The 21,910-nt window shown below is 58.3% G+C and carries 18 protein-coding genes and 1 tRNA gene; 10 read left to right on the top strand and 9 right to left on the bottom strand.

Annotated features, from left to right (window positions below):
• Window positions 1–3 precede the first annotated feature (3 nt).
• The 5 genes from FO268_RS00600 (at window position 4) to nhaD (ending at window position 5,987) form a co-directional block, all read left to right on the top strand.
• Entirely contained in the window at window positions 4–1,341 is a 1,338-nt protein-coding gene (locus FO268_RS00600; protein WP_150988084.1) for an acetyl-CoA C-acetyltransferase, read from the top strand.
• 99 nt (window positions 1,342–1,440) lie between these two features.
• Window positions 1,441–1,517 (top strand) — tRNA-Met (locus tag FO268_RS00595).
• Between the two features lie 159 nt (window positions 1,518–1,676).
• The gene (locus FO268_RS00590; protein ID WP_150988082.1) at window positions 1,677–2,057 is read left to right on the top strand and encodes a hypothetical protein; all 381 of its coding nucleotides are present in this window, start codon (window positions 1,677–1,679) and stop codon (window positions 2,055–2,057) included.
• Window positions 2,058–2,127: 70 nt separating this feature from the next.
• Window positions 2,128–4,653: a protein translocase subunit SecD gene (gene secD, locus FO268_RS00585; RefSeq protein WP_150988079.1), complete on the top strand. Its 2,526-nt coding sequence runs from the start codon at window positions 2,128–2,130 to the stop codon at window positions 4,651–4,653.
• Complete coding sequence (gene nhaD / locus FO268_RS00580) at window positions 4,650–5,987, top strand: sodium:proton antiporter NhaD (protein ID WP_150988076.1); 1,338 nt, start codon at window positions 4,650–4,652, stop codon at window positions 5,985–5,987. Before secD ends, nhaD begins: the two co-directional genes overlap by 4 nt.
• Here the strand turns inward: nhaD and FO268_RS00575 are convergent.
• The 4 genes from FO268_RS00575 to FO268_RS00560 form a co-directional block, all read right to left on the bottom strand.
• Window positions 5,977–7,458 (bottom strand): amidase, encoded by a 1,482-nt coding sequence (locus FO268_RS00575; protein WP_150988074.1) that lies wholly within the window; start codon window positions 7,456–7,458, stop codon window positions 5,977–5,979. The genes nhaD and FO268_RS00575 overlap by 11 nt on opposite strands.
• A 30-nt stretch (window positions 7,459–7,488) precedes the next feature.
• Complete coding sequence (locus FO268_RS00570) at window positions 7,489–8,496, bottom strand: ion transporter (RefSeq protein WP_150988070.1); 1,008 nt, start codon at window positions 8,494–8,496, stop codon at window positions 7,489–7,491.
• 221 nt (window positions 8,497–8,717) lie between these two features.
• A complete protein-coding gene (locus FO268_RS00565) occupies window positions 8,718–9,926 on the bottom strand; it encodes an acyl-CoA dehydrogenase family protein (RefSeq protein WP_150988068.1) in 1,209 nt (402 codons plus the stop codon).
• 61 nt (window positions 9,927–9,987) lie between these two features.
• Complete coding sequence (locus tag FO268_RS00560; protein ID WP_150988065.1) at window positions 9,988–11,292, bottom strand: acyl-CoA dehydrogenase family protein; 1,305 nt, start codon at window positions 11,290–11,292, stop codon at window positions 9,988–9,990.
• A 233-nt stretch (window positions 11,293–11,525) separates the two neighbouring features.
• On the opposite strand from FO268_RS00560, the gene FO268_RS00555 reads away from it, so the two are divergent.
• Together FO268_RS00555 and FO268_RS00550 are read left to right on the top strand one after the other, a co-directional pair.
• Window positions 11,526–13,286, top strand: coding sequence for an autotransporter assembly complex protein TamA (locus tag FO268_RS00555; protein ID WP_191966773.1), 1,761 nt, complete (start codon window positions 11,526–11,528; stop codon window positions 13,284–13,286).
• Window positions 13,283–17,020 (top strand): translocation/assembly module TamB domain-containing protein, encoded by a 3,738-nt coding sequence (locus FO268_RS00550; RefSeq protein ID WP_225316471.1) that lies wholly within the window; start codon window positions 13,283–13,285, stop codon window positions 17,018–17,020. Before FO268_RS00555 ends, FO268_RS00550 begins: the two co-directional genes overlap by 4 nt.
• A 9-nt stretch (window positions 17,021–17,029) precedes the next feature.
• On the opposite strand, the gene FO268_RS00545 is transcribed toward FO268_RS00550, so the two are convergent.
• Window positions 17,030–17,716: an SIMPL domain-containing protein gene (locus FO268_RS00545; RefSeq protein WP_150988062.1), complete on the bottom strand. Its 687-nt coding sequence runs from the start codon at window positions 17,714–17,716 to the stop codon at window positions 17,030–17,032.
• Between the two features lie 12 nt (window positions 17,717–17,728).
• Here FO268_RS00545 and FO268_RS00540 point away from each other — a divergent pair, with 12 nt between their 5' ends.
• Window positions 17,729–17,929, top strand: a complete 201-nt coding sequence (locus FO268_RS00540) for a hypothetical protein (protein WP_150988059.1) — start codon at window positions 17,729–17,731, stop codon at window positions 17,927–17,929.
• Here the strand turns inward: FO268_RS00540 and FO268_RS00535 are convergent.
• Together FO268_RS00535 and FO268_RS00530 are read right to left on the bottom strand one after the other, a co-directional pair.
• On the bottom strand, window positions 17,914–18,678 hold the full coding sequence (locus FO268_RS00535) for a gamma-glutamyl-gamma-aminobutyrate hydrolase family protein (protein ID WP_150988056.1): 765 nt from the start codon (window positions 18,676–18,678) through the stop codon (window positions 17,914–17,916). The two genes, FO268_RS00540 and FO268_RS00535, sit on opposite strands and share 16 nt — an antisense overlap.
• Window positions 18,671–19,666: an amidoligase family protein gene (locus tag FO268_RS00530; protein ID WP_150988052.1), complete on the bottom strand. Its 996-nt coding sequence runs from the start codon at window positions 19,664–19,666 to the stop codon at window positions 18,671–18,673. Before FO268_RS00530 ends, FO268_RS00535 begins: the two co-directional genes overlap by 8 nt.
• Before the next feature lie 183 nt (window positions 19,667–19,849).
• Here FO268_RS00530 and lexA point away from each other — a divergent pair, with 183 nt between their 5' ends.
• Window positions 19,850–20,458, top strand: a complete 609-nt coding sequence (gene lexA / locus FO268_RS00525; RefSeq protein WP_150988049.1) for a transcriptional repressor LexA — start codon at window positions 19,850–19,852, stop codon at window positions 20,456–20,458.
• 84 nt (window positions 20,459–20,542) lie between these two features.
• Window positions 20,543–21,031: a cell division inhibitor SulA gene (locus FO268_RS00520; protein WP_150988046.1), complete on the top strand. Its 489-nt coding sequence runs from the start codon at window positions 20,543–20,545 to the stop codon at window positions 21,029–21,031.
• 38 nt (window positions 21,032–21,069) lie between these two features.
• Here the strand turns inward: FO268_RS00520 and FO268_RS00515 are convergent, their stop codons facing one another.
• Both FO268_RS00515 and FO268_RS00510 read right to left on the bottom strand, forming a co-directional pair.
• Window positions 21,070–21,330, bottom strand: coding sequence for a hypothetical protein (locus FO268_RS00515; protein WP_150988043.1), 261 nt, complete (start codon window positions 21,328–21,330; stop codon window positions 21,070–21,072).
• 60 nt (window positions 21,331–21,390) lie between these two features.
• Window positions 21,391–21,867, bottom strand: a complete 477-nt coding sequence (locus tag FO268_RS00510; RefSeq protein WP_150988040.1) for a DUF6586 family protein — start codon at window positions 21,865–21,867, stop codon at window positions 21,391–21,393.
• Between the last annotated feature and the right edge of the window lie 43 nt (window positions 21,868–21,910).

Genomic DNA, 21,910 nt, shown 5'->3' with positions numbered 1-21,910 from the left:
ATCATGGCACAGGCACCGAAAAGCACCCAAAAGAAAACCGCAGCACCGAAAAAGTCGGCTGCAGCCAACAGTGGCGTTCGCCGGGTGGCGGTTATTGGTGGTAACCGGATACCCTTCGCCCGCTCCAATACCGCCTATAGCAAGGTAAGCAACCAGGAGCTGTTGACGGCTGCCTTGCGAGGCCTGGTGGATCGCTTCGGCCTGCAGGGTCAGCGTATGGGAGAAGTTGTTGCGGGCGCAGTCATCAAACATTCCAGAGACTTCAATCTTACCCGGGAATCAGCCCTCAGCAGCGGCCTGGCCCCGGAAACACCTGCCTACGACATTCAGCAGGCCTGCGGGACCGGCCTTGAAGCGGCCATTCTGGTGGCCAACAAGATTGCCCTGGGGCAGATTGAATGCGGTATCGCCGGTGGTACAGATACCACTTCCGATGCTCCCATTGGTGTTGGCGAGGGGCTGCGGGAAATCCTGCTGGATCTGAACCGCGCGAAGACGACTGGCGAGCGCCTGAAGATTCTCAGCCGCTTCCGTCCTGGACACCTGAAGCCCGAAATCCCTCAAAATGGTGAGCCCAGAACCGGCCTTTCCATGGGCGGCCACTGCCAGATCACCGCCCATGAATGGTCCATTCCCCGGGACGAGCAGGACCAGCTGGCCTATGAAAGCCACCAGAAACTGGCAGCAGCTTACGAGGAAGGTTTTTTCAAGGACCTGATGACACCCCTGGCCGGTCTTGAGAAAGACAACATCCTGCGCCCGGACACCACCCTGGAGAAGCTGGCGACACTGAAGCCGGTGTTTGATCGCGAAAACGGCACCATGACCGCGGCCAACAGCACTGCCCTGAGTGATGGAGCTTCCTGCGTGCTACTGGCCAGTGAAGAATGGGCCAAGGCCAACAACATGGAAATCAAGGCGTACCTCACTTTCTCGGAAGTGGCGGCGGTTGATTTTGTCGACAAGAAGGAAGGCCTGTTGATGGCGCCGACCTATGCCGTACCGCGCATGCTGGAAAAGGCCGGGCTGACGCTGCAGGATTTCGATTTCTATGAGATCCACGAAGCCTTTGCCGCCCAGGTACTATCCACCCTCAAGGCATGGGAAGATCCGGAGTTCTGCAAGGAACGTCTGGGGCTGAACAAGCCTTTGGGAAGCATTGACCGTAATAAACTCAACATCAAAGGCAGCAGCCTCGCAACCGGGCATCCGTTCGCCGCCACTGGCGGTCGTATTGTGGCCACCCTGGCGAAGCTGTTGGAAGAAAAAGACAGCGGCCGCGGGCTGATCTCCATCTGTGCCGCAGGCGGGCAAGGGGTGACGGCAATACTGGAGCGGTAAGTCTGCGGAAAATTTCATTTTCCCCTTTGACAGGCTCGGTTTCTACCCGTACCATGCGCACCTCGTTGATCAGGGGTTCCCTGGCAACAGCCAGTTTGATGCGGGGTGGAGCAGTCTGGTAGCTCGTCGGGCTCATAACCCGAAGGTCGTAGGTTCGAATCCTGCCCCCGCTACCAATTAAGAAAGGCCAGCTTATGCTGGCCTTTCTGCATTCCGGGAAGGCTTTTACACCGCCACTGCTTCGGAGCACTAGGTACTTTCCATAGCCGGCCAGCAATCTCGTTGACTATTTCCTGCCTGCACGCGAAACTTCTTGCGTACTCAGGGACAGCAGCATGAACAACGATTTTCTCCAACGTGATCACCGTCGATTTAAAATGCCTCTGGTAGTGCTTCCACTCCTGGCATTGCTGCTTGTTTTCCTTTCTTCGGTTACCCACCAGCAGGCCTCTGCCACTCACGTTGGTCATGGGTTTATCGGCCCACTTGGTCAGATGGTTGTCGCCAGCCATAGCGAGTCTTGCCGGGCGCCTAGCAGCTGCCAGGACGAAGCTTCTGCGGCAGATGGTGACCTTCCCGAGTGGTGGCACGACGACTCCCGTGTTTCCTTGGCCAGCTTCTGTGGCAATGACTGTACCATTGGGGTGTTCGCGGAGCATTCCGCGACAACTGCCCGCTTTCTGAATCCTCTTCTTCGCGCACCACCCCTGGCGTAATCCTCCGTTTATTCAAGGCTGTGCACATGGCAGCCATTAGGATTAGTGCAGTTTTCTTCGAGGATTACCCATGAAATCATTGCGTTCACGGGCTGTGGTCTACGGCCTGGTGATTGTGCTCGGGTTGCTGAGTGCGTTGCCGAACGTTCTTTCCCCCAGGCTGTCCGGAATTCTTCCGGGTTGGTACCAGCAGAACACGGTTTCCCTGGGGCTGGACCTTCAGGGTGGCTCACACCTGCTATTGGAAGTCGACATCCAGGAACTGTTTGCCAGCGAGTATGAGGCGATTGCAGGTGAGTTGACCACCGCCCTGCGTGAGGTGGACATTCGGTACGGGCGTCTCCAGATTACCGATAAAGGTATCGAACTACCGGTACGACAGGCAGAACGGGCACCTGAAGCCGCCAGCCTCGCCCGAACGATGGCTATGGAATCGCCGGATGGCACGCGCAGGTTTGATGTTGATATCAATGGTGGGCGATTGGTGCTAGCCCTGACCGCGTCCTGGCGGGAGAGTATTTCCCGGGATGCGGTGGAGCGCAGTCTGGAAGTGGTCAGGCGGCGACTGGATGAAACGGGGCTGGTGGATCCCAGCATCACTCGCCAGGGCAGTGACGGCATCCTGGTGCAGATGCCGGGGGTTGCCGACCCCGGTGAGATTCGTGACTTGTTGGGTACCACCGCGAAAATGACCTTTCACTGGTCCGCGCGGGATACGTCGCGGGATGATATCCCCCTGATCACCCTGCCAGACGCCCGGGAAGACAGGCAGTACAGACTCGAGCAGCGGGTTGCGATGGCCGGCGAGCACATTCGCGATGCCCATATGGCCTTCAATCCGGATACCGGGGAGCCGGTGGTCAATTTCAGGTTGGACGACAAAGGCGCGCGGTTGTTCGGGGACATGACCCGGGATAACATCGGCCGACCTCTGGCAATCGTGCTGGATGGCGAAGTGATCACCGCTCCCGTGATTCGCAGCGTGATCAGCGGCGGCAGCGGTGAGATCAGTGGTTCATTTACCTCCAAAGATGCCAGCGACCTGGCCCTGTTGCTGAGGGCTGGCGCTTTGCCTGCGCCGCTACATGTGATGGAAGAGCGCACAGTTGGTCCGGACCTGGGCAGCGACGCCATCGCCATGGGGCTGACCACCGGTTTGCTCGGTGCCGCCATGGTGATTGCCTTCATGGTGGGTCTGTACGGACGCTGGGGACTGATCGCCTGTGTGGGTTTGACGGTGAACATCGGGCTGGTCTTCGGGATACTGAGCCTGCTGGGCGCCACCCTGACCCTGCCGGGCATCGCCGGAATCATCCTCACCATTGGCATGGCGGTGGATGCCAACATCCTGATCAACGAACGTATCCGCGAGGAGTCCCGTCGGGGCAAGCCGGCCTGGATGGCTCTGCGGGAAGGTTTCGGCAAGGCCTACAGGACGATTCTGGACTCCAACTTCACCACCCTGATCGCCGTCAGCCTGCTTTTCCTGTTTGGCAGCGGGCCCGTACGGGGCTTTGCCGTCACCATTGGCATCGGCCTGGTGACCTCGCTGTTTACAGCAATTGCAGTCACCCGCCTGATAATGGAATGGCGTATCCGGGGCCGTGAGCGGGAGCCGTTGGTGATTTCCGGCCTTGCCTGGCTGGATCGCCTCGGCGAACGCGGGGTGAATTTCATGCGTGGGCGGGTGATGGGGCTTGTGGTGTCGGCGATTCTTTCCATTGCGGCCGTTGCCCTGTTTGTGCAGCCCGGACTGAAGTACGGTGTCGATTTTACCGGTGGTACGGTGGTTGAGGTGCAGGCTCAGGGGGTAACAGTGGAGCAATTGCGAACCACTCTGCAGGCGCAAGACCTCGAAGATGCAGCCATTCAGGAGGCCGGCGCTGATGGCCGTTTCCTCATCCGCCTTCCGGCGGAACAGGGCGTGCCGGGGGCAACGGCGGAGCAGGTGGCATTACTCAAAGCCGCAGTGACCTCGGTGGAACCAAGGGCGGAGTTTCCGAAGGTGGACATGGTCGGCCCGAAAGTCAGCGGCAGTTTTAGTGACGCCACCATTCTCGCAATCCTGCTGGCGGGAGCCGGTATGCTGGCGTACCTCTGGTTCCGCTTTGAGTCCCATTTCGCCTGGGCAGCCACATTGACCATTGCGCTGGATCTCACCAAAACCATTGGCTTCTTCGCCCTTGCCGGCGTGGAGTTCAACCTGACGGCGGTTGCCGCGCTGCTTGCGTTGATGGGATATTCGGTCAACGATAAGGTAGTGGTATTCGATCGCATCCGTGAAAATATGCGAATCGCACCAGATCGGCCAATGCTGGAGCTGTTGAACGAGAGTATTTCCTCCACATTGACCCGTACCGTGTTCACCTCGGTAACCACCTTCCTGGCCCTGCTGCCCATGGGCATTGCCGGTGGAGCGGCGGTATCAAGCTTTGCGTTGCCCATGCTGTTTGGCATCGTGATTGGCACCAGTTCCTCTGTCTTTATCGCATCGCCGATCCTGTATTACCTGGGACAGCGGCGTGCCAGCAAGGGACTCGCCCAGTTGCGGCCAACGGCCGATGAAATTCGCCGTGAACTGGAGTTGATTCCATGAACCTTGTTGACCATCCGGTAGGCTATCTGGCGCTGGCGATTTTTGGATTTGCTTATGTTCTGGTGATGCTGGAGGAGCGGATCCATCTGCGCAAGTCCAAGCCCATGTTAATCGCCGCAGGGCTGATCTGGGTACTGGTAGCCATTACCTATCGGGCCGCAGGAGCCAATGGCGAAGTCGAGGAGGCGATCCGTCACAATTTCCTGGAATACGCCGAACTGTTCTTCTTCCTGCTGGTGGCCATGACCTACATAAACGCCATGCTTGAGCGCGGCGTTTTTGATCAGTTGCGGATCTGGCTGCTGGGCAAGGGTTACGGTTACCGCCGCCTGTTCTGGATTACCGGTATCCTGGCGTTCTGTATCTCGCCGGTAGCGGACAACCTGACCACGGCACTGATCATGTGCGCGGTGGTGATGGCGGTGGGCCGGGACAGCGCTGCTTTTGTCTCGCTTTCCTGTATCAATATCGTGGTGGGTGCCAATGCGGGGGGCGCGTTCAGCCCGTTTGGTGATATCACCACGTTGATGGTCTGGCAAAAAGGCATTCTTCCGTTCCAGGATTTTTTCCAGCTGCTGCTGCCGTCAATGGTGAACTTCCTCGTGCCGGCTGCCCTGATGCACTTTGCCCTGCCGAAAGGACAACCATCCTTGCCTGAATCCTACGACAGTGTTATTCGTCCGGGCGGGCTGGTGATCTGCGGCCTGTTCCTGCTGACCATCGCCACCGCCATCAGTTTCCACCAGTTTCTGCATATCCCTCCGGTATTCGGCATGATGACGGGGCTGGGTTACCTGAAGGTTTTTGGTTTCTATCTCAAGCGCCACGAGGAGTACCACTGGAACGAAAGCTTTGAAACGCCACCCGGAGACAGTTCGGGCGATCGGACGCAGGGCCGTCGTGCCTTTGACGTGTTTTCCCACATTGCCCGCTCGGAGTGGGATACGCTGTTTTTCTTCTACGGAGTCATCATGGCGGTTGGCGGCCTTGGCTTTATTGGTTACCTGGGCATGATGTCAGCCACACTTTATGGCGACCTCGGGCCTACGTTTGCCAACGTCATGATCGGGGTGATTTCGGCGTTGGTGGACAATATCCCGGTGATGTTTGCAGTACTCACCATGAACCCGGCAATGTCGGACTTTCAATGGTTGCTGGTTACCCTGACGGCAGGCGTTGGCGGCAGCCTGTTGTCCATAGGTTCAGCCGCCGGTGTCGCCCTGATGGGGCAGGCGAGGGGGCAGTATACCTTTCTCAGCCACCTGAAATGGACCCCGGCAATTGCCCTGGGCTATGGCGCAAGTATCTGGGTACACTTCATGATTAATGGCTGAGATCTCGTGGGGGCTGGAAGCCGGCAAGGCCACCTGCTTCCAGCAGCTCCGCAAACCGTATGGTCGTCAGATCCATTCCCGGCGCTCCGATCACCTGTACGTTGAAGGGCAAGCCGTCTTTCGTTCTACCGATGGGTACCGAGGTTGCGGGCAGGCCCAGCAGGGTAGCCAGGGCAATCCAGCAGAACTGGTCCATATAGGCGCGGGGTTGGCCAGCGACGGTAATCTGCCGTTTGAAAACCGGGTGGGTGTGATCGTGGCGAATTGCCGTCGTGGGCGTAACCGGAGTCAGCAGAACATCGAATTGCTCAAACAGCGACGTAATTTCCGCCCGCATTTTCTCCCGGGTTTCGTTCCATGCCATCCACTGGTAAACGGGTTGGTTTACTCCGCGGCCATATTCGCCGATAAAGGCCGTCACCGGCCCGAAAAAATGTAGCCATTTTTCCAGCCGGGCGATCCACTTCATTTGCCGCCGCTGGGCCGGCTTCATGGAGGTACTCAGCAGGCTGCCCAGCAGGTTGAAATAGACCGGCAGGATGTGCTCCAGGTTCAACAGGTTGTGATGTGCTTCGGCTACCAACGCGCCCCGGTTTTCCAGGTCGCGGCCCAGTTGCTCGTAGCCGGTGACCAGTTCATCATCAACCGGGCATAGGGGGTCTTTCAGCCAGAGCCCTACACGGGCCTGTTCCAGCGATTCCATGGCTGCCGGAACCATGGCAAGTTGCCAGCTGGTGCGTTCCCGCTCTCCAGGGCCGGCAATCACGTTCAGTAGCAGTTCCAGGTCCCTGGCTGAACGTGCCAGTGGGCCGCCCTCGGCCAGGTCGGGGCGCGATTCCGTGCCCGGAGGCCCCGGAATATGACCCCGGAAGGAGACTAGCGCCCGTGAGGGTTTGTGGCCAAAAATACCGCAGAAATGGGCCGGAGTGCGGATGGAACCGGCCAGGTCACTGCCCACTTCAAGGGGTGTCATTCCCGCTGCCAGGGCCGCGGCGGCGCCACCGGAGGAGCCGCCGGGGGTATAGGCCGGGTTGTGGGGATTATTGGTGACGCCAAAGAGCTTGTTGTAACTTTGAAGATCGGTGGCGTAGATGGGGACGTTGGTTTTTCCCAGGATGATGGCGCCGGCATCTTCCAGTCGCTTGACCACATCGGCATGCTTGTCCGGTATGTGATTTTTCAGCGCCGGGGCACCTGCGGTACAGGCCATGCCCGCCACTTCCCAGGTGTCCTTGAGGGTGAGAGGCAAGCCGTGCAGAGGCCCGCCAGCTTCCCCCCGTGCCAGGGCTTCGTCCGCCTTCCGGGCGCTTTCCAGAGCATTCTGTTCATCCAGTGTCACAACGGCGTTTATGGTGCCGTTGTGCTGTCGGATTCTGTCCAGGAAAGCCCGGGTAACTTCCAGGCTAGTTAGCTTGCCGTCCTTGAGGTCGCTAACCAGTTCGGTGGCGGAACGGTAATGCAATGGTTTCATTGTGTCCTCGTTATTGTTTTCCGGTACGGATCAGGTCAATTCAGATCGCCAGTGCTTGACCTTCACCTGAGATTTCACAGCGTCCAGTATCTCGATGATCAGATTGATCAGCGCTTCGTTCGGAGCCTCTTCCCTGCCGTGTTCATCCGGCGATGGCAGAAATACATTCACAATGTCTTCAATAAAAGCATGGTTGGAGGCCGATGCCAGGTCCTCCAGAATCTGGTGGATAACGTCGGCCACAATGTCCCCTACAGCATCCTCCAAGGTTTCCTGAATGGTGGGCCCGACGACCGGCAGATATTTCAGCCGTGACAGTTCGAGATTCTGCTTGAGGGCATTGTCCACACGGGTTTCCAGGTAACTGCGCAGGGCGCCGCGATTGGGCACGTAGCCTTCCTGCGCTGCTTCCGCCACGCGTTGTGAGATCCAGTCTGAGAGCATGTCCCGTCTGGGATAGAGTATGTCGTTCTGGATGCGGTCAAACAGCGGGGAGCCGCGACGGATTTCTTCCTGGGCGCCGGAGAGTACCTTGATGACGATCCGGTCGGAGAGCTCTTCCATGAAGGCTTCGTAGTAGAAGTTGAAGAACTGGAAGGTTCGGGTCTGGGTGAAGTCGATGACCTTGTACTGGTGCAGGCGGTAGACAATGGAGATCACCCGCAATATCCGCAGGAAGCGGAAGCTGCCGACGGGAATGCAGCCTACGATGTCGTACCAGTGGATGAAGGGGTAAAAATACCAGCGGTCATAAACCTTTGCCTTGATGGCGTAGCCCCACCGTACGATGAACTCGGTCAGAAAAATGCCGACGAAAATGAGGTCGTAGAAGATGAAGTTCTCGTGGATGGGGTGGTAAAGATCTTTTATGACCGGGGCATTTTCTTCCAGTAGGTTCTGGATGGCGACGAAGTTGTAGATGGAGTCGAAGATGATGAAGGCCAGGTTGATAATGAGCAGGCCGAGCATCAGGAAGTCTATGACGAACCAGATGAGTTGGTGGCTGGTTTTCAGGTTTTCTCGGTTTACTTTCAGCATTCAGTGATCCGGGACTGCGGGTTTGGGTGCTGGCAAGTTCCGGATGGAGCCTCCCCAGACACGCCGTTAACCCATCCATGGGGGCTCGGCATTGCCATCCTTGGCAATGCACGGTCTGGGAAGGCTCCACCCGGAACTTGCGTCAGGCTCTGTGCTGTTCGCCGTCCAGGTCAGGACTTGTTGCACCTGCCTGATTTTTCGACGCTTTCACACAGGTTAGCTTATTTCAGCTCCGCCGACGACTTACCGAGTAATCTCCTGGCGATGATCAGCAGCTGGATCTGCTGGGTACCTTCGAAGATGTCGAGGATTTTGGAGTCCCTGGCCCATTTTTCCAGCAGTTCGGTTTCACCGTAGCCGAGGCTGCCGCAGAGTTCGACACAGCGCAGGGTGATCGCGTTGCCGACGCGGCCGGCTTTGGCTTTGGCGATGGAGGCTTCCTTGGAGTTGGGCAGGCCGTTGTCGGCCATCCAGGCGGCACGAAGGGTGAGCAGGCGGGCGGCTTCGAGTTCTGCTTCCATGAGCTGGAGTTCGCGGGTGGCGGCGGGTTGGGTCCAGGTCTGGTGGTGGTATTCCAGGTCAATGCCGGTAAGGGCGATGAGCTCGCGGGTTTTTTGCAGGGCGGCGCTGGCGACGCCGATGGCCATGCCGGCGACGACAGGGCGGGTGTTGTCGAAGGTTTGCATGGCACCAGCGAAGCCTTTTTCGACACTGATGTCCGGGTCGCCCAGGAGGTTTTCCAGGGGCACGCGGCAGTTGTCGAAGCGGATGGCGGCGGTGTCGGAGGCGCGGATGCCGAGTTTTTTCTCCAGGCGTTCCACAGTCATGCCGGGCGTGCCTTTTTCCACCACGAAGGATTTGATGGCGGCGCGGCCCTTGTTGCGGTCCAGGGTGGCCCAGACTACGACGGCGTCAGCGCGTTCGCCGGCAGTGACATAGATTTTCTCGCCGTTGATAACGTAGTGGTCGCCGTCTTCGGTGGCAGTGGTGCGAATGGCGGCGGAGTCAGAGCCGGCGCCGGGTTCGGTGATGGCCATGGCCGCCCAGGTGTTGCCAAGGCGGGCCAGTTGTTCGTCATTGGCAACGGCAGCGATGGCAGAGTTGCCCAGGCCCTGGCGGGGAATGGACAGCGCCAGTCCCACATCGCCCCAGCAGAGTTCGGTCAACCCGAGCACGGTTTTCATGTTGATGCCGTTGCGGTTGCCAGCGCCCCCGTTGGTGTCGGAGCGGGCGAGCTTTCCGGCACCAGTACCACCATCGGCCGCGCCGTCGTTCATGCCGTCCATGATGGAGGCAAACATGTCCAGTTCCCTTGGGTATTCGTGCTCCGCCAGGTCATATTTGCGGGAGATCGGGCGGAACACTTCCCGGGCGACTTGTCGGGCCTGGTTGATCAGTGGAGTAAATTTTCTGGGTATTTCGAGATTCATGTCGTTCTGCTCGCTTTGGCTGGGGTGATGAGCGGTTGATAACTGGAGTGACGAAAAGCAATCAGACGTGCAGGCCCCCGGTCAGGGTGGCAACGGAGCGCAGATCCCGGTACCAGCGTTCCACCGGGTGTTCCTTGACGAAACCGTGGCCGCCCAGCAGTTGCACGCCGTTAGTGCCGGCCGCCATTGCTTTTTCGTTGCAAAGCAGTCTTGCCAGGGCGGTTTCCCGGTGAGCTGGAAGGCCCTGTTCCAGACGGCTGGCAGCTCGCCAGGTAAGCATGCGCATGCTGTCAGTCTCGATTGCCAGATCACTGATCATGAAAGCAACGGACTGGCGATGGCTGATGGGCTCGCCGAAAGCTACGCGGTCGTTGCAGTAAGGAATGACGTAGTCCAGAACTGCCTGGGTGGCACCGATGGCCAGCCCGCAGCGAAGGAGTGAGCCGCAATCGAGGAAGGCCTGGTAGTCGAAGTCTTCTTCGCCCAGCAGGGCGTCGGCCGGTACTTCAACATTATCCAGCAGCAATCTGGCTGGTCCCGCTGCTTTGAGTCCCATCGTCGGGTCGGGTTTAACGCCAAGGCCCGGCGTTCCTGCTTCCACGATAAACAGCCTCGGTTGTGCTTCAAGTTCAGCCCCAACCAGCAGGAGTTCCGCGTTTTCGCCCTGCACAACAGCGTTTTTGAGGCCGTTAAGGGTATAGCCGGTATTCGTTTTCCGGGCCGACGTCTGCACGGTGAAGGGGTCAAACAGGGGGATGGGTTCATCGATGGCGATTGCCGCTACCGGGGGCTCGTCACCACAGAATGCCGGCAGGTAGCGGCTTTGCTGTTCACCGGTGCCCCAGCGAGTGATCGCCTGGGCCACACTGAAAGGCGCGAGTAATGCTGTCGCCAGCCCCATATCACCCCAGGCCAGCTGTTCGGCGATCAACACACTGGTCACCGGGGACTGGTGTTCCGCAACACCGCCGAATGCTTCTGGTATCGCATACAGGGCCAACCCCAACTCGGCCGAGGCTGTGCGGATATCGTCTGGTATCTGCCCGGTTTCATCGGCACGGGCAGCAGCTGGTCTGAGTTCGTCACGGGCAAACCGGCCAAGAAGATCGGTGATCATCCGTTGGTCGTCAGTCAGTGAGAGATCGAACAGCTCAGTCGGGTCGCGCTTGGGCAGACGTTTCCTCGGCAGCCAGTCGTTGACACGACGGAACTCCCGTCCGGCGAAAGCGAGTGCACGAAACCCGGTTCGGGTTCCGTGATAGGCGGTTCTTTCAAGCGGGGCACGCAGACCAAACCGGTCCAGTAAGGGATTCGCGGCAAGCCGGTTCATCATGGAAAGGGCGAAGCCCATTGGGTCCCGTGTCATCTGCTGTCTCCTCGGTTGCACTTGCCTGTGTTCGCCTGCTGGCGATCAGGAGCGGTTGTTGTTTGTTGATCATGGGCCCGGGCCGATCCGACGCCATTGGCATGTCGTACATTACTGGCAGGCAAGATGGTCAATAGCCATGGATTAACCGTGCCTCTACCCGTTACACTCCGGTTGATACCGTGCCCGTTAACACACTGACTAAAACTCACTGACGAAAGTAACGCTGCAGGATGCTCCCCCACATTAGTTCTCGTGTTAACCGTCGGCTCCTGATTCTCTGGTTGGTTTTCTGGGCCATTCCCGCGTTGTCCCGGGCCCAGCAGGTGGAAATCAAGGTGGATGGTGACTATCCGCAGTTGCAGGACAACGCGGAGGCGTTCGTTGGTGAAGTCGAAGGCCGCACGGCCAACAGTCTGAGGCGCTACGCCGGCACTGCCGAAACCCAGGTCGAAGACGCTCTTCGCGCCCTCGGCTACTACAATCCGGTTATCCAGTGGGAAATTATCGAACCACCCGGTGAGGATGAAGAGCCTGCGCGCCTGGTTCTTACCGTGCAGCCGGGTGAGCCGGTGCGTGTCCGTTCCCGTAAGGTGGAGATTGAGGGCCCGGCCAGTGAAGATCCCGGTTTTACGGGGTCCCTGCCGCAGAAACCGGCTGAGGGAGATGTACTGAATCACGGTGAGTACAGTTCGCTGCGCCAGACTATCGAGAATCGCGCCAGTCGACTGGGTTATTTTGATGGCGAGTTCACTACCCGCAAGCTGGAAGTAGACCCTGAAAATAGGGTGGCGGATATCACTCTGATTTATCGCAGCGGGGAACGTTACCGGCTGGGCGAGGTCAGTTTCAGCGAAGGCCATGGATTCGAGGAGCAGCTCCTTGAACAGTTTGTGCGTTTCGAACCGGGTGAAGTTTTTCACGCTGACAAGATCGCCAGGCTCAACACGGATTTATCCAATAGTGGCTATTTTTCCGGAGTGGATATTGATGCCTCTCCCGGCGCCGCTGAGGACGGGGCGATTCCGGTGAATGTCGGGCTGACCACACGCCCACCCCGATCGGTGGCCGCCGGTATCGGTTTTTCTACCGACGTGGGGCCACGTCTGCGGGGTAACTGGCGGGAGCACTGGATTAACCCCATGGGACATCGCCGTGGCGTCGAAACCGAACTTTCCGCACCACGCCAGAACCTCAGCACATGGTACGAATTGCCCCTGGACCCACCCATGACAGATTCCATCCGTTTGTCCGCCGGTTACCAGCGGGAGGATATAGAGGACGTTGAATCGGAACTGCTGACCTTCGGCCAGCAGTGGAAGCACCAGCTCGACGATGGCTGGTTACAGGTGGCTTCCCTGCGGTGGGAGGGGGAACGCTACCGGATTGGCGATGATGAGACCGAGCAAAGCAGCCTGTTGTTGCCCGGGCTAGGTTACTCGAAACTGCATGCAGATTCGCCTCTGGACCCGTCCCGGGGTTATCGGATTCAGTTTGATGTAACCGGTGCCCACCGGGCCGTACTGTCGAACGTCGACATTGTTCATGTGAATTTTCTCGTCAAGGGGCTGTATACGCTGGCGGATAACCATCGCTTCCTGACCCGCTTCCAGTTTGGAGGAGTAGCAACCAATCGTTTTTCCGACGTGCCGCCCTCGTTGCGGTTTTTTGCCGGTGGTGATCAGAGTGTCCGGGGTTATGGTTACGAAACTCTGTCGCCGCGAGATGATGACGATGTCGCTGTTGGTGGGCGTTACCTGATGGTCGGCAGTGCTGAATATCAGTATCAGTTTGCCGACAACTGGCGTGTAGCTGCCTTTGTGGATGAAGGCAACGCCATTGATGATCTGGCGGACCCCCTGGCAACGGGCGTCGGACTCGGTATCCGCTGGATAAGCCCGGTGGGGCCTCTGCGCCTGGATGTCGCAAAAGGGCTGAACCCGGAATTTGGTGGGGAGTGGCGTATTCACTTTTCCATGGGGCCAGAGTTATGAGTGACGCTCCAGCGGAAAAGGTCCATAAGCCAAAGCGTCTGAGGAATGGCCTGCTGATTGCGCTGGCCATCATAATCCTGCTGCCTCTGATCCTGATCGGGGCACTGCTGTTGGCCTTGCGCTCGGAGACTGGAACGGCCTGGGTAATTGACCAGATTCCCGGTCTGGAAGTAGAGCAGGGGCAGGGCTCGTTGCTGGGGCAGTGGCAGGCCCAGTGGTTGAGGTGGCAGGGCTACGGTGTGGGTCTGCGGCTGGAGGCTCCGGTGGTTGACTGGTCGCCTACCTGTCTTTTCAGCAAGCAGCTGTGCCTTGAAACCCTGCGGGTAGAAACCATAGATCTGACGCTGCAACCGTCGGCGGATCAGCAGAAGAAAAACGACGATATTGAACTTCCTGGCATTAACCTTCCGCTTGGCCTGGCGGTCAGGGAGATAGATCTTGGCACTTTCACTCTGAATGACGGCAAGATCTGGGATCATCTGCAGGTGCGGGCCGAAGGCTCCGGATCGGACTGGCACCTGCAGAGCCTCACCTTCGCCCGTGATGATATCGGAATTGATGCGTCCGGCCGGGTGCAGACACGCGGCGACTGGCCGTTGGCTCTTGATGTGGGAGTTCGTCTGCCGCCCCCCTACGGGCCGGATTGGAACCTTGCTCTCAATCTGACTGGTAGTGCTGCAGACATGAGGGTGCGGGGGACAAGCACGGGTTATCTGGAGGCCACACTTTCCGGTCGAGTGGCGCCTCTGGACAGTGCCTTGCCTGCACAATTGACTGTGGAATCTCCGAGTTTTATTCCCGCAGAGGGGTTGCCTGAAACCCTGGTTCTTCAGGACACCGTCGTTGCATTGAAGGGGAGCCTCGAAAACGGTTTTCGTTCCGATTCCCGTACCTCGTTGCCCGGCACCGCCGGTGATATTGCGGTTACGTTAAAAGGTCTCGTGACAACGGCCGGAGTGGAAGACCTGAACCTCTTGCTCTCGGCGCCGGGAACCGGCGATGCCGAGACCGGAGACGCATCGGTGACGGGAAGCATGGACTGGCAGCAGGCCTTCTTGCTGGATGCCCGGGTCGCATTGGAAGCCTTCCCCTGGTACAGCCTGATTCCGGATTTTGAGCAACCACCGGTTTCCCTTCGCCAACTGAATGGTGAGGTTCGCTATCAGTCCGGTGCCTATCAGGCGAGTGTCGAAGCCAGCGTCGATGGCCCCCATGGGGAGGCTGACCTGTCCGGGGAGCTGGATGGCGATATGGAATCGTTAAATATCAGTCGCTTGCGAGTGAACACAGGCGCCGGGTTTCTCGGTGGGCAGGGGAATGTGGCCTTTGCAGACCAGCTGGCATGGGATGCTCAACTGGAACTGGACGGTTTCAACCCCGGCTACTGGTTGCCGGTTCTCGAGGCGAGCCTGAACGGTAATGTCAAAACCAGTGGGCGAATGCCAGAAAGTGGCAAGCCAACCATAGAGGCGGAGTGGGATCTTTCAGGCACCTGGCAGTCCAATGACGCCCTGGTTCGCGGTGCGCTGAACAGTGACACCGGGGCCTGGGCGGTGTCTGGCCTGGAACTTCAGGTGGGCGATAACCGGGTCACCGGCAGTGGCCAGTGGAGTAGTGAGATCGAGGGCAACCTGAGCGTGGAGATGCCCTCTCCGGAAACCTTCCTGCCCGGCCTGGCAGGTTCGCTGAGCGGAACCGCTTCGATGTCCGGCACACCCGAGCAGCCTCAAGGCAGCGCGAGTGTGTCCGGTTCCGATCTGGCCTGGCAGGAACTGAGCCTGGCCAAGCTGGACCTGAACGCCAACCTAGGGGAAGGGCTGAGTGTCAGTGCCGATGTCGAAGCGAGCGAACTCCGGTACGGCGAGCAGTTGCTGCAGGTTTTGACGCTGGGTCTGTCAGGCACCCGGGATAATCACCAGCTAGACGTTAATGCCGTTCATGAGGAGGCTGAGGTCGGGCTGGTATTTGCGGGTAAGGCTGGCGAGAACTGGAACACCTGGCAGGGTGCTGTAGAGCAGGGGCGCGTTGATGTTCCGGAACAGGGTCAACAATGGACATTGGCAGGACCAGCAGCGCTGGAGTATACCGAAACCGGCAGACTGACTTTCGGCAACCATTGCTGGCAATGGCAACAGGCCTCGGTATGTGCGCAAGACCAGACGCTGCTCCCTACCCAGGACATTGCCTATCGGGTGGAGAACTTCCCGACCACTGCATTGGCGCCGCTAATGCCTGAAACGCTCCGCTGGGATGCGCAGTTGAACGCAGACATCCAGTTGGTCATGACCGACGACGGGCCTGATGGTGAGGTATCACTGGACGCTGGAGCCGGTGAGTTTGAAGTTATGGTCAGGGACGAATGGCAGACCCTGGGTTATGACACCTTCACTACCGCGCTTCGGTTGAAACGTGACATCGCTGAACTGAATGTGGAGCTTAAGGGCCCCGGGCTGGGTGACCTCTCGGTGTCAATGGCGGTTGATCCGAACGACAGAGAGCGTGAGGTGGATGGCCAGTTCCGGGTTCAGGGCCTGGACATTGCGATGGCCGGAGTTTTTGCTGGGCTGGAAGTGGTCGAGGGCGAACTCAATGGCGAGGGCAGGCTTTCCGGCCCTCTAATGAAACCGGCTGTGAAGGGTGAAATAGCGTTGACCGGCGGACGGATTTCCGACCCCCAGTTGCCCATACCGTTGGAAGATATGGTGGTAAGCGTGGAGCTGAATGGGTATTCCGCGGATATTTCCGGCCGCTGGCGCAGCAACGAGCGCAGTACCGGCAACATCAAGGGGGGGCTGGATTGGTTCGCGGAGCCCTATATAGAGATCAATCTCACCGGTGACCGGTTGCCGTTCAGCTATGACCCTTACGCCCGCGTAGAACTGGTTCCGGATATTACCGTTACCTATAGCGGGGGCGACCTTGCGATAACCGGCCGCCTGGAGGTTCCCCGCGGCGAGATCGAGATCAGGGAGCTGCCCGCGCAGGCAGTTTCGGTCTCGGAAGACGAAGTGATCGTCGGTGCGGAAAAGGAAGAGGGTGGTTTACGCTCCCTGGATATGGATGTGACGGTGGTGGTCGGTGATGATCGGGTCAGTTTCAATGGTTTTGGCGTCACCGGCAACCTCGAGGGCACCCTGCGTATCGGTAACAATATCGACACCCGTGGTGAACTGCGGCTGGTTGAGGGCCAGTATGAGGCTTACGGTCAGGAACTGGAGCTGCGAAGGGCCCGGTTGATGTTTGTAGGGCCGCTGACAGAGCCGTACCTGGACATCGAAGCTATCCGACGTGTAGACAACGTAGTGGCGGGAATACGGCTCAGTGGCCCGGTAAGTTCTCCTCAGACCGAAGTGTTTTCAGAACCGGAGATGCCCCAGACGGATGCATTATCCTATGTCATCCTGGGCCGGGCCCCCCAGAGCAGGGGTGACGAGGGGCAGATGAGTCGCGCCGCCATTTCACTTGGGCTGACCCAGGCCAACAAGGTCACGCAGGGGCTTGGTGAAGAGCTCGGCATACGAAATCTGATGCTGGAAGCGGAGGGCTCCGGAGATGAGTCTGCAGTGGTTGCCAGTGGCTACCTGACCGACGAGCTCAGTATTCGCTACGGCGTGGGTATTTTTGAGCCGATCACCACTGTTGCCTTGCGTTACGACCTTGGCCGGTATTTCTATCTGGAAGCTGCCAGCGGCCTGGCAGCTTCCCTGGATATTTTCTACACCCGGGATTTCTGAGCGGGCCTGTTATTCCAGTTCAAATGTGGCACTGACCCGGGATGTGAGTTCCCGTGGGCCTACGTCAGACACAGGCGCAGAGGAGGCCCGCATTTCCGCCATCATCGGGACCGGAGGCTGGTAGCCGTCATCGACATTGATGTTGATGACCTCTCCGCACTGCTTGCCAAGTTCGTTGGCAACAAATTCGCACCGTGCCCTGGCGTCAGCGATGGCGCCAGCCAGGGCCTGCTTGCGAAGGCTGCTCTCATCGGAATGGAAAAACTGGTGCTGTCCCACGTTGTAATCCATGCCCAGTGCCTGGGCCTGCTGCAGAATGGGATTGAGCAAGGAAAGATCATCAATGGTGAAGCTTACAGTTTGCGAGGCGACGGCCATTTTTTCCGGCTTCTGGCCCCGCTCCTGGGAGGGGATGGAGCGACTGTAGAGATTAACCGAAGCATCGCTGTAGGCGTCGAGCTGGTCACGGTAGTCGCTGATGCCGTCCCGCCATTGTTCCATCTGCTCATTCACCCGCCGGGTCGCTGTTTCAGGCAGGTTGTGTTCAGCGTTGGCAGTAAACTGCAGCCGCGCGCTGTCTGGCGTATACTTTACTGAAGCCTGGCCGCTAAGGCTTACTTCCCCGGCCATTGCGCCCAGGGAGAAGAAAGTCAGGGCGGCGGGAATGAGCAGGTATCGATGGGCGGTAGAAAACATTGTGGGATCTCCATGCTTTTACACAATAATCAGGTCAGGTTGACTCCCCGGGAGCGTGACATCCTGCTCAGGCTGACCGGGAGTGATCCCCATTATGTGACGACCCGGGATCAACTGAAAGAGTGGGCAGCCCGCCACCTGCAAGCCCTGCCCGGTGATGCCAGGGAAATCCGCGAAATCAAGGCTGTTCTGCAGCGTTACCTGCCACTTTGAAATTCCTCCCGCGGTGAATCATCGGGCTCCAAAGGTTCATCAAGTCTGATCAGTTTTCTCTCTTCTGCAGCCTGAACAAAGTGCCTGAAGATGCGCCGGTGGCCGCCGTGATACAGCAGATATTCAGGATGCCACTGAATTCCCATCAGCCACTGGCCGCGGGTGTTTTCAATCGCCTGTACGAAATGGTCATTATCCAGGGCGACGACACGAAGGTGATGCCCCAGCCTCTTGATGGTCTGGCTGTGGATTCGGTTGGCGCCAATCACCGGCTGGCGCATGACCTCTCCGAGACGGCTGTCGTTGACTATCCGAACAGTCTGCATGGGCAAGAGCAGCGGGCGGTGACGGGTATTTACCCGCAGGGGGGTGACGTTCTGACACAGCGAGCCACCACGGAATATATTGATGAACTGGGCACCCCTGCAGATGCCCAGCACCGGAATATTCAGCTCTTCCGCTCGGCAAAGCAGGCGAACATCGGTTTCGTCCCGCCGTGGATCATAGTTTGCCGTGACCTGAGGCGCCTGACCATACCGGGAAGGGTGAACGTGGGTGCCACCAGATAGCACCAGGCCATCAAGCAGGGAAACGTCCACTCTGGAGCCAGGGCGAATGAAGTGAGTGTGCGCTCCATGCATGCGCAGGGCAAAACTGATCAGCCGATGCGCCAGGCTGCGTCGGGCAGGGCCACTGATCCCGATGGTGAGGCCGGGATGTTCCGGCCTTTCCGTGATGACGTCAGGCATAGTTGTGAGATTGCAGCCATTGTTCGGCGGTGTCGACCCAGCTATGGGTCAGGTTGTGAAAGCTCAGCTTACGGCTTTTGCGGAACTCGCTGACCAGCTCCGCCAGATCCCCGGCGTTGGCAGCCAGTTGCTCCAGTACCACCCAGTCATTCCATACGGTCGAGAAATGCCAGAGCGGGTTGTCGATGTCGCAATCCGGCAGCCGGTAATGCAGGGTGGGCCTGCTCTTGATGCGTTCATCCTTCACGTATTCAGACAGGAGATCGCCGTTGATGTGTGCAAACAGTGGTAGCAGGTCCAGCGCCTTGTTTCGCGTGGGGTTGTAGTGAAGGTAGTCCTTCATCAGTTGATCCATGTCCGGATCATAATCCTCAGCCACCAGCAGATCGATGTAAGTGCTGCTCCAGGGTTCAATATAGCTTGTGAGCTTGCGGCTCAGGTCAATCTGGTGACGTGCCTTGAGCCACTCGTAAAGCGCAGCAAAAGCCTGCAGGTAGCGCACCAGCGTTGAGGCCTTCAGGTCGGGCAGCTCCGGGTTCAGTTGCAGGCCGAATGCATAGTAGATGGCCTCCCGGCTGCCCAGCGCACCTGCCTTGCGTAACTCATCACAGAGCTTTTCAATGCGCTCCAGTTCGCTGAGTGGCAATGGAGGGCTGATGATTTCCAGCGGCACGATTTTCTCGGCTGCTGCATCGATAACGCTCATGGCCTGGCCGCCGAGTTCCCGGACCGATTCCGGCAACCTCTGATCCTGCAGATCCAGGTCTTTGATGGGGTCGGAATCCAGTTCGATGGTAAAGGAACCTACCTCGGTTGAAATTTCCGATACGTAACGCGAAACAGGCTTCGCCTCGCCACCAAGCAGGCGCGACGAAAGGGACACGAGAGCTTCGTACCCCAGGCCGGACAACTCTATCTCAACACCAACTTTCCGTTCCTTCCCGTCATCGGTTCTCATGATGTCCGGCATGCTGCATCTATTGCTCATTAATGCGTCTCCACAAGGGGTTAGCGTTACCTTAACACAGACCCGCAAACTGAAAGTGACCATTGGCGGCCAAAAAATACAGCCCTCAGTAAAAAATTCAGGTACAGACTTTACACTGGATAAAACACTGTATATAGTCAAATCACTGTATATAAAAACAGGGCTAACCGGGGTCACCGAAACATGAAGCTGACAGCAAGGCAGACACAGGTACTGGAAATCATTCGTCGCTCTGTCGACGAGACCGGATATCCACCGACCCGCGCGGAAATTGCCACAGAGCTGGGGTTCCGTTCGGCCAATGCCGCGGAAGAGCATCTCAGGGCGCTGGCCAGAAAGGGGGCTATCGAAATGGTTCCGGGCGCCAGCCGTGGCATTCGTCTCCCCGAAGTCGAAGCGGACCCGGGCTTGCCGGTAATCGGGCAGGTGGCAGCCGGTAGCCCGATTCTGGCCCAGGAGCACATCGAAGACCACTGCACCCTGCAGCCGGAATTTTTCTCGCCTTCGGCGGATTACCTGCTTCGTGTGCGTGGTATGAGTATGAAGGATATCGGAATCCTGGATGGCGATCTGCTGGCAGTGCATCGCACCAGCGATGTCCATAACGGCCAGATTGTGGTTGCCAGGGTGGGGGAGGAGGTGACGGTGAAGCGGTTCCGCAAGGATGGCTCCAAGGTGTACCTCATTGCAGAAAACGAAGAATTCGCCCCCATCGAGGTGGATCTGACAGAACAGGAATTATTTATCGAAGGGCTGGGTGTCGGCGTGATCCGGCGATCAGATCTTCACTGATACTCCTGTATCCCGACATTTCGGCAGTGCTCCGCAGAGCGTCAACCTCTGTCGGGCTCAGCTTAACGGCAGACGAGGTTTATCATGGAACAACTCAGCTTTAATCAGAACCTGGCGTACGCTCACGGAGGCGGCAGATTTGTCGGCCCGGAGGCTGCCGCTCTGAGCAGCCATGATGTGAAACGAGAGACAGTCACCCGCTCCCGCCCTGCGCAGCCGACCGGTAACGTGACGGAAATCATTCTTCCTGAAGGGCAGGTTGAGAATTTCCAGCTATTGCTGCCGATGCTGACACAACTCAACCAGGAAAAACGGTGGCTGGCCTGGATCGACCCACCCCAAAGCCTGGTCAGCAAGTGGCAGCCCATGCGCGGGATTGTGGCGGGCGAGCTATTGGTGTTGCGGTCTACTGCGGACTACCCGGCCAGGCAACTGGCGGAGCGGGCGCTGAGCGCAGGTACCTGTCATGCCGTCGTGATGTGGACCCGGAAGCTGGGGCGTGAAGCCCTGGCTTCTCTGGAGCAGGCCTCGGCCAGAGGCAACAGTCACGGCGTGGTCCTGCGCCAACGCTGAGGGTTCAGCGGCTCACCCAGTTGAGCGAAGTACCCACGTCAGTGAAGTGTATAAGAGGGCCGGATATCGTATGCATCTGGCTCATCTTCTTCCCAGTCAATATCGTGGGCAACATTGCCTGCAGCCTCAATGCCGGCGGAAATCATGGCCTTGGCCACATTCATATCCCGGTCTTCCATCATTTCCCTGGCTTCGGCTGAGAAGGATATTTTTACCAGGGGTTCGCTGTCGTCGTCGATACGGCGAAGAGCGTAATCGCCATTGCTCAGTTGTACAATCTCGAAAAAAGAGGGTGACATTCAGTTAGCCTTTCAGTTCATTCCCCGGGTGTCGGCAAATATCAGCGGCGGACCATGGTATTACCACTCGCTGTGCCGTTCCTCAAGGATATCGGTAAAGTGTTTGATGGCAGTCAGGGTTTGTTCCAGAGCCTGTCTCGACCTGTCCGGGCCGATATCGGCAGAAACAGCAATCACGTTTTCGTCACTCACGGTTTTCCTGGTCACGGGGGGATTGCCCTGATGCCGTTCCAGCTGCTCCAGGTGGTTCCACCAGCTGTTGGTGTCGCCGGCCAGTTGCTTCAGGTCGGTCGCCTCCGGGATGTCGTTTCCGAGCAACTCGATTAAAGCTTCCAGGCTGTCGGGCTGCGCCAGTTTCTCCTGGTACATTCTTGCGACCATGACCGGAATCAGTTTTCTCGCGCGCAGGCCAAGCTCCACCGCTCCCTGAACCAGTGCTTCGCGCACTGGCACATTGTCATTCTCGTCCAGTTGGCCCAGCAGGGTTCTGGCAAGAAAAATTTTCTGGGAAATCAGTGAATGCCACGGTGACGCCATGGATGTACCTGCCTAAAGAGCTGGGCCGCGCGATGGATTAACT

The organism is Marinobacter denitrificans (genome assembly GCF_008795955.1).
Lineage (GTDB): Bacteria > Pseudomonadota > Gammaproteobacteria > Pseudomonadales > Oleiphilaceae > Marinobacter > Marinobacter denitrificans.
The sequence above is the reverse complement of the archived record's forward strand: the minus strand, read 5'-3'. Positions and strand labels throughout refer to the sequence as shown.

Coding starts and splice junctions, on each gene's coding strand:
- FO268_RS00530 (WP_150988052.1), bottom strand. CDS start 19,666: ATGAGCAATAGATGCAGCATGCCGGACATCATGAGAACCGATGACGGG.
- FO268_RS00545 (WP_150988062.1), bottom strand. CDS start 17,716: ATGTTTTCTACCGCCCATCGATACCTGCTCATTCCCGCCGCCCTGACT.
- secD (WP_150988079.1), top strand. CDS start 2,128: ATGAAATCATTGCGTTCACGGGCTGTGGTCTACGGCCTGGTGATTGTG.
- FO268_RS00520 (WP_150988046.1), top strand. CDS start 20,543: ATGGAACAACTCAGCTTTAATCAGAACCTGGCGTACGCTCACGGAGGC.
- FO268_RS00540 (WP_150988059.1), top strand. CDS start 17,729: ATGCTTTTACACAATAATCAGGTCAGGTTGACTCCCCGGGAGCGTGAC.
- FO268_RS00575 (WP_150988074.1), bottom strand. CDS start 7,458: ATGAAACCATTGCATTACCGTTCCGCCACCGAACTGGTTAGCGACCTC.
- FO268_RS00600 (WP_150988084.1), top strand. CDS start 4: ATGGCACAGGCACCGAAAAGCACCCAAAAGAAAACCGCAGCACCGAAA.
- FO268_RS00570 (WP_150988070.1), bottom strand. CDS start 8,496: ATGCTGAAAGTAAACCGAGAAAACCTGAAAACCAGCCACCAACTCATC.
- FO268_RS00560 (WP_150988065.1), bottom strand. CDS start 11,292: ATGACACGGGACCCAATGGGCTTCGCCCTTTCCATGATGAACCGGCTT.
- FO268_RS00590 (WP_150988082.1), top strand. CDS start 1,677: ATGAACAACGATTTTCTCCAACGTGATCACCGTCGATTTAAAATGCCT.
- FO268_RS00535 (WP_150988056.1), bottom strand. CDS start 18,678: ATGCCTGACGTCATCACGGAAAGGCCGGAACATCCCGGCCTCACCATC.
- nhaD (WP_150988076.1), top strand. CDS start 4,650: ATGAACCTTGTTGACCATCCGGTAGGCTATCTGGCGCTGGCGATTTTT.
- FO268_RS00515 (WP_150988043.1), bottom strand. CDS start 21,330: ATGTCACCCTCTTTTTTCGAGATTGTACAACTGAGCAATGGCGATTAC.
- lexA (WP_150988049.1), top strand. CDS start 19,850: ATGAAGCTGACAGCAAGGCAGACACAGGTACTGGAAATCATTCGTCGC.
- FO268_RS00510 (WP_150988040.1), bottom strand. CDS start 21,867: ATGGCGTCACCGTGGCATTCACTGATTTCCCAGAAAATTTTTCTTGCC.
- FO268_RS00555 (WP_191966773.1), top strand. CDS start 11,526: ATGCTCCCCCACATTAGTTCTCGTGTTAACCGTCGGCTCCTGATTCTC.
- FO268_RS00565 (WP_150988068.1), bottom strand. CDS start 9,926: ATGAATCTCGAAATACCCAGAAAATTTACTCCACTGATCAACCAGGCC.
- FO268_RS00550 (WP_225316471.1), top strand. CDS start 13,283: ATGAGTGACGCTCCAGCGGAAAAGGTCCATAAGCCAAAGCGTCTGAGG.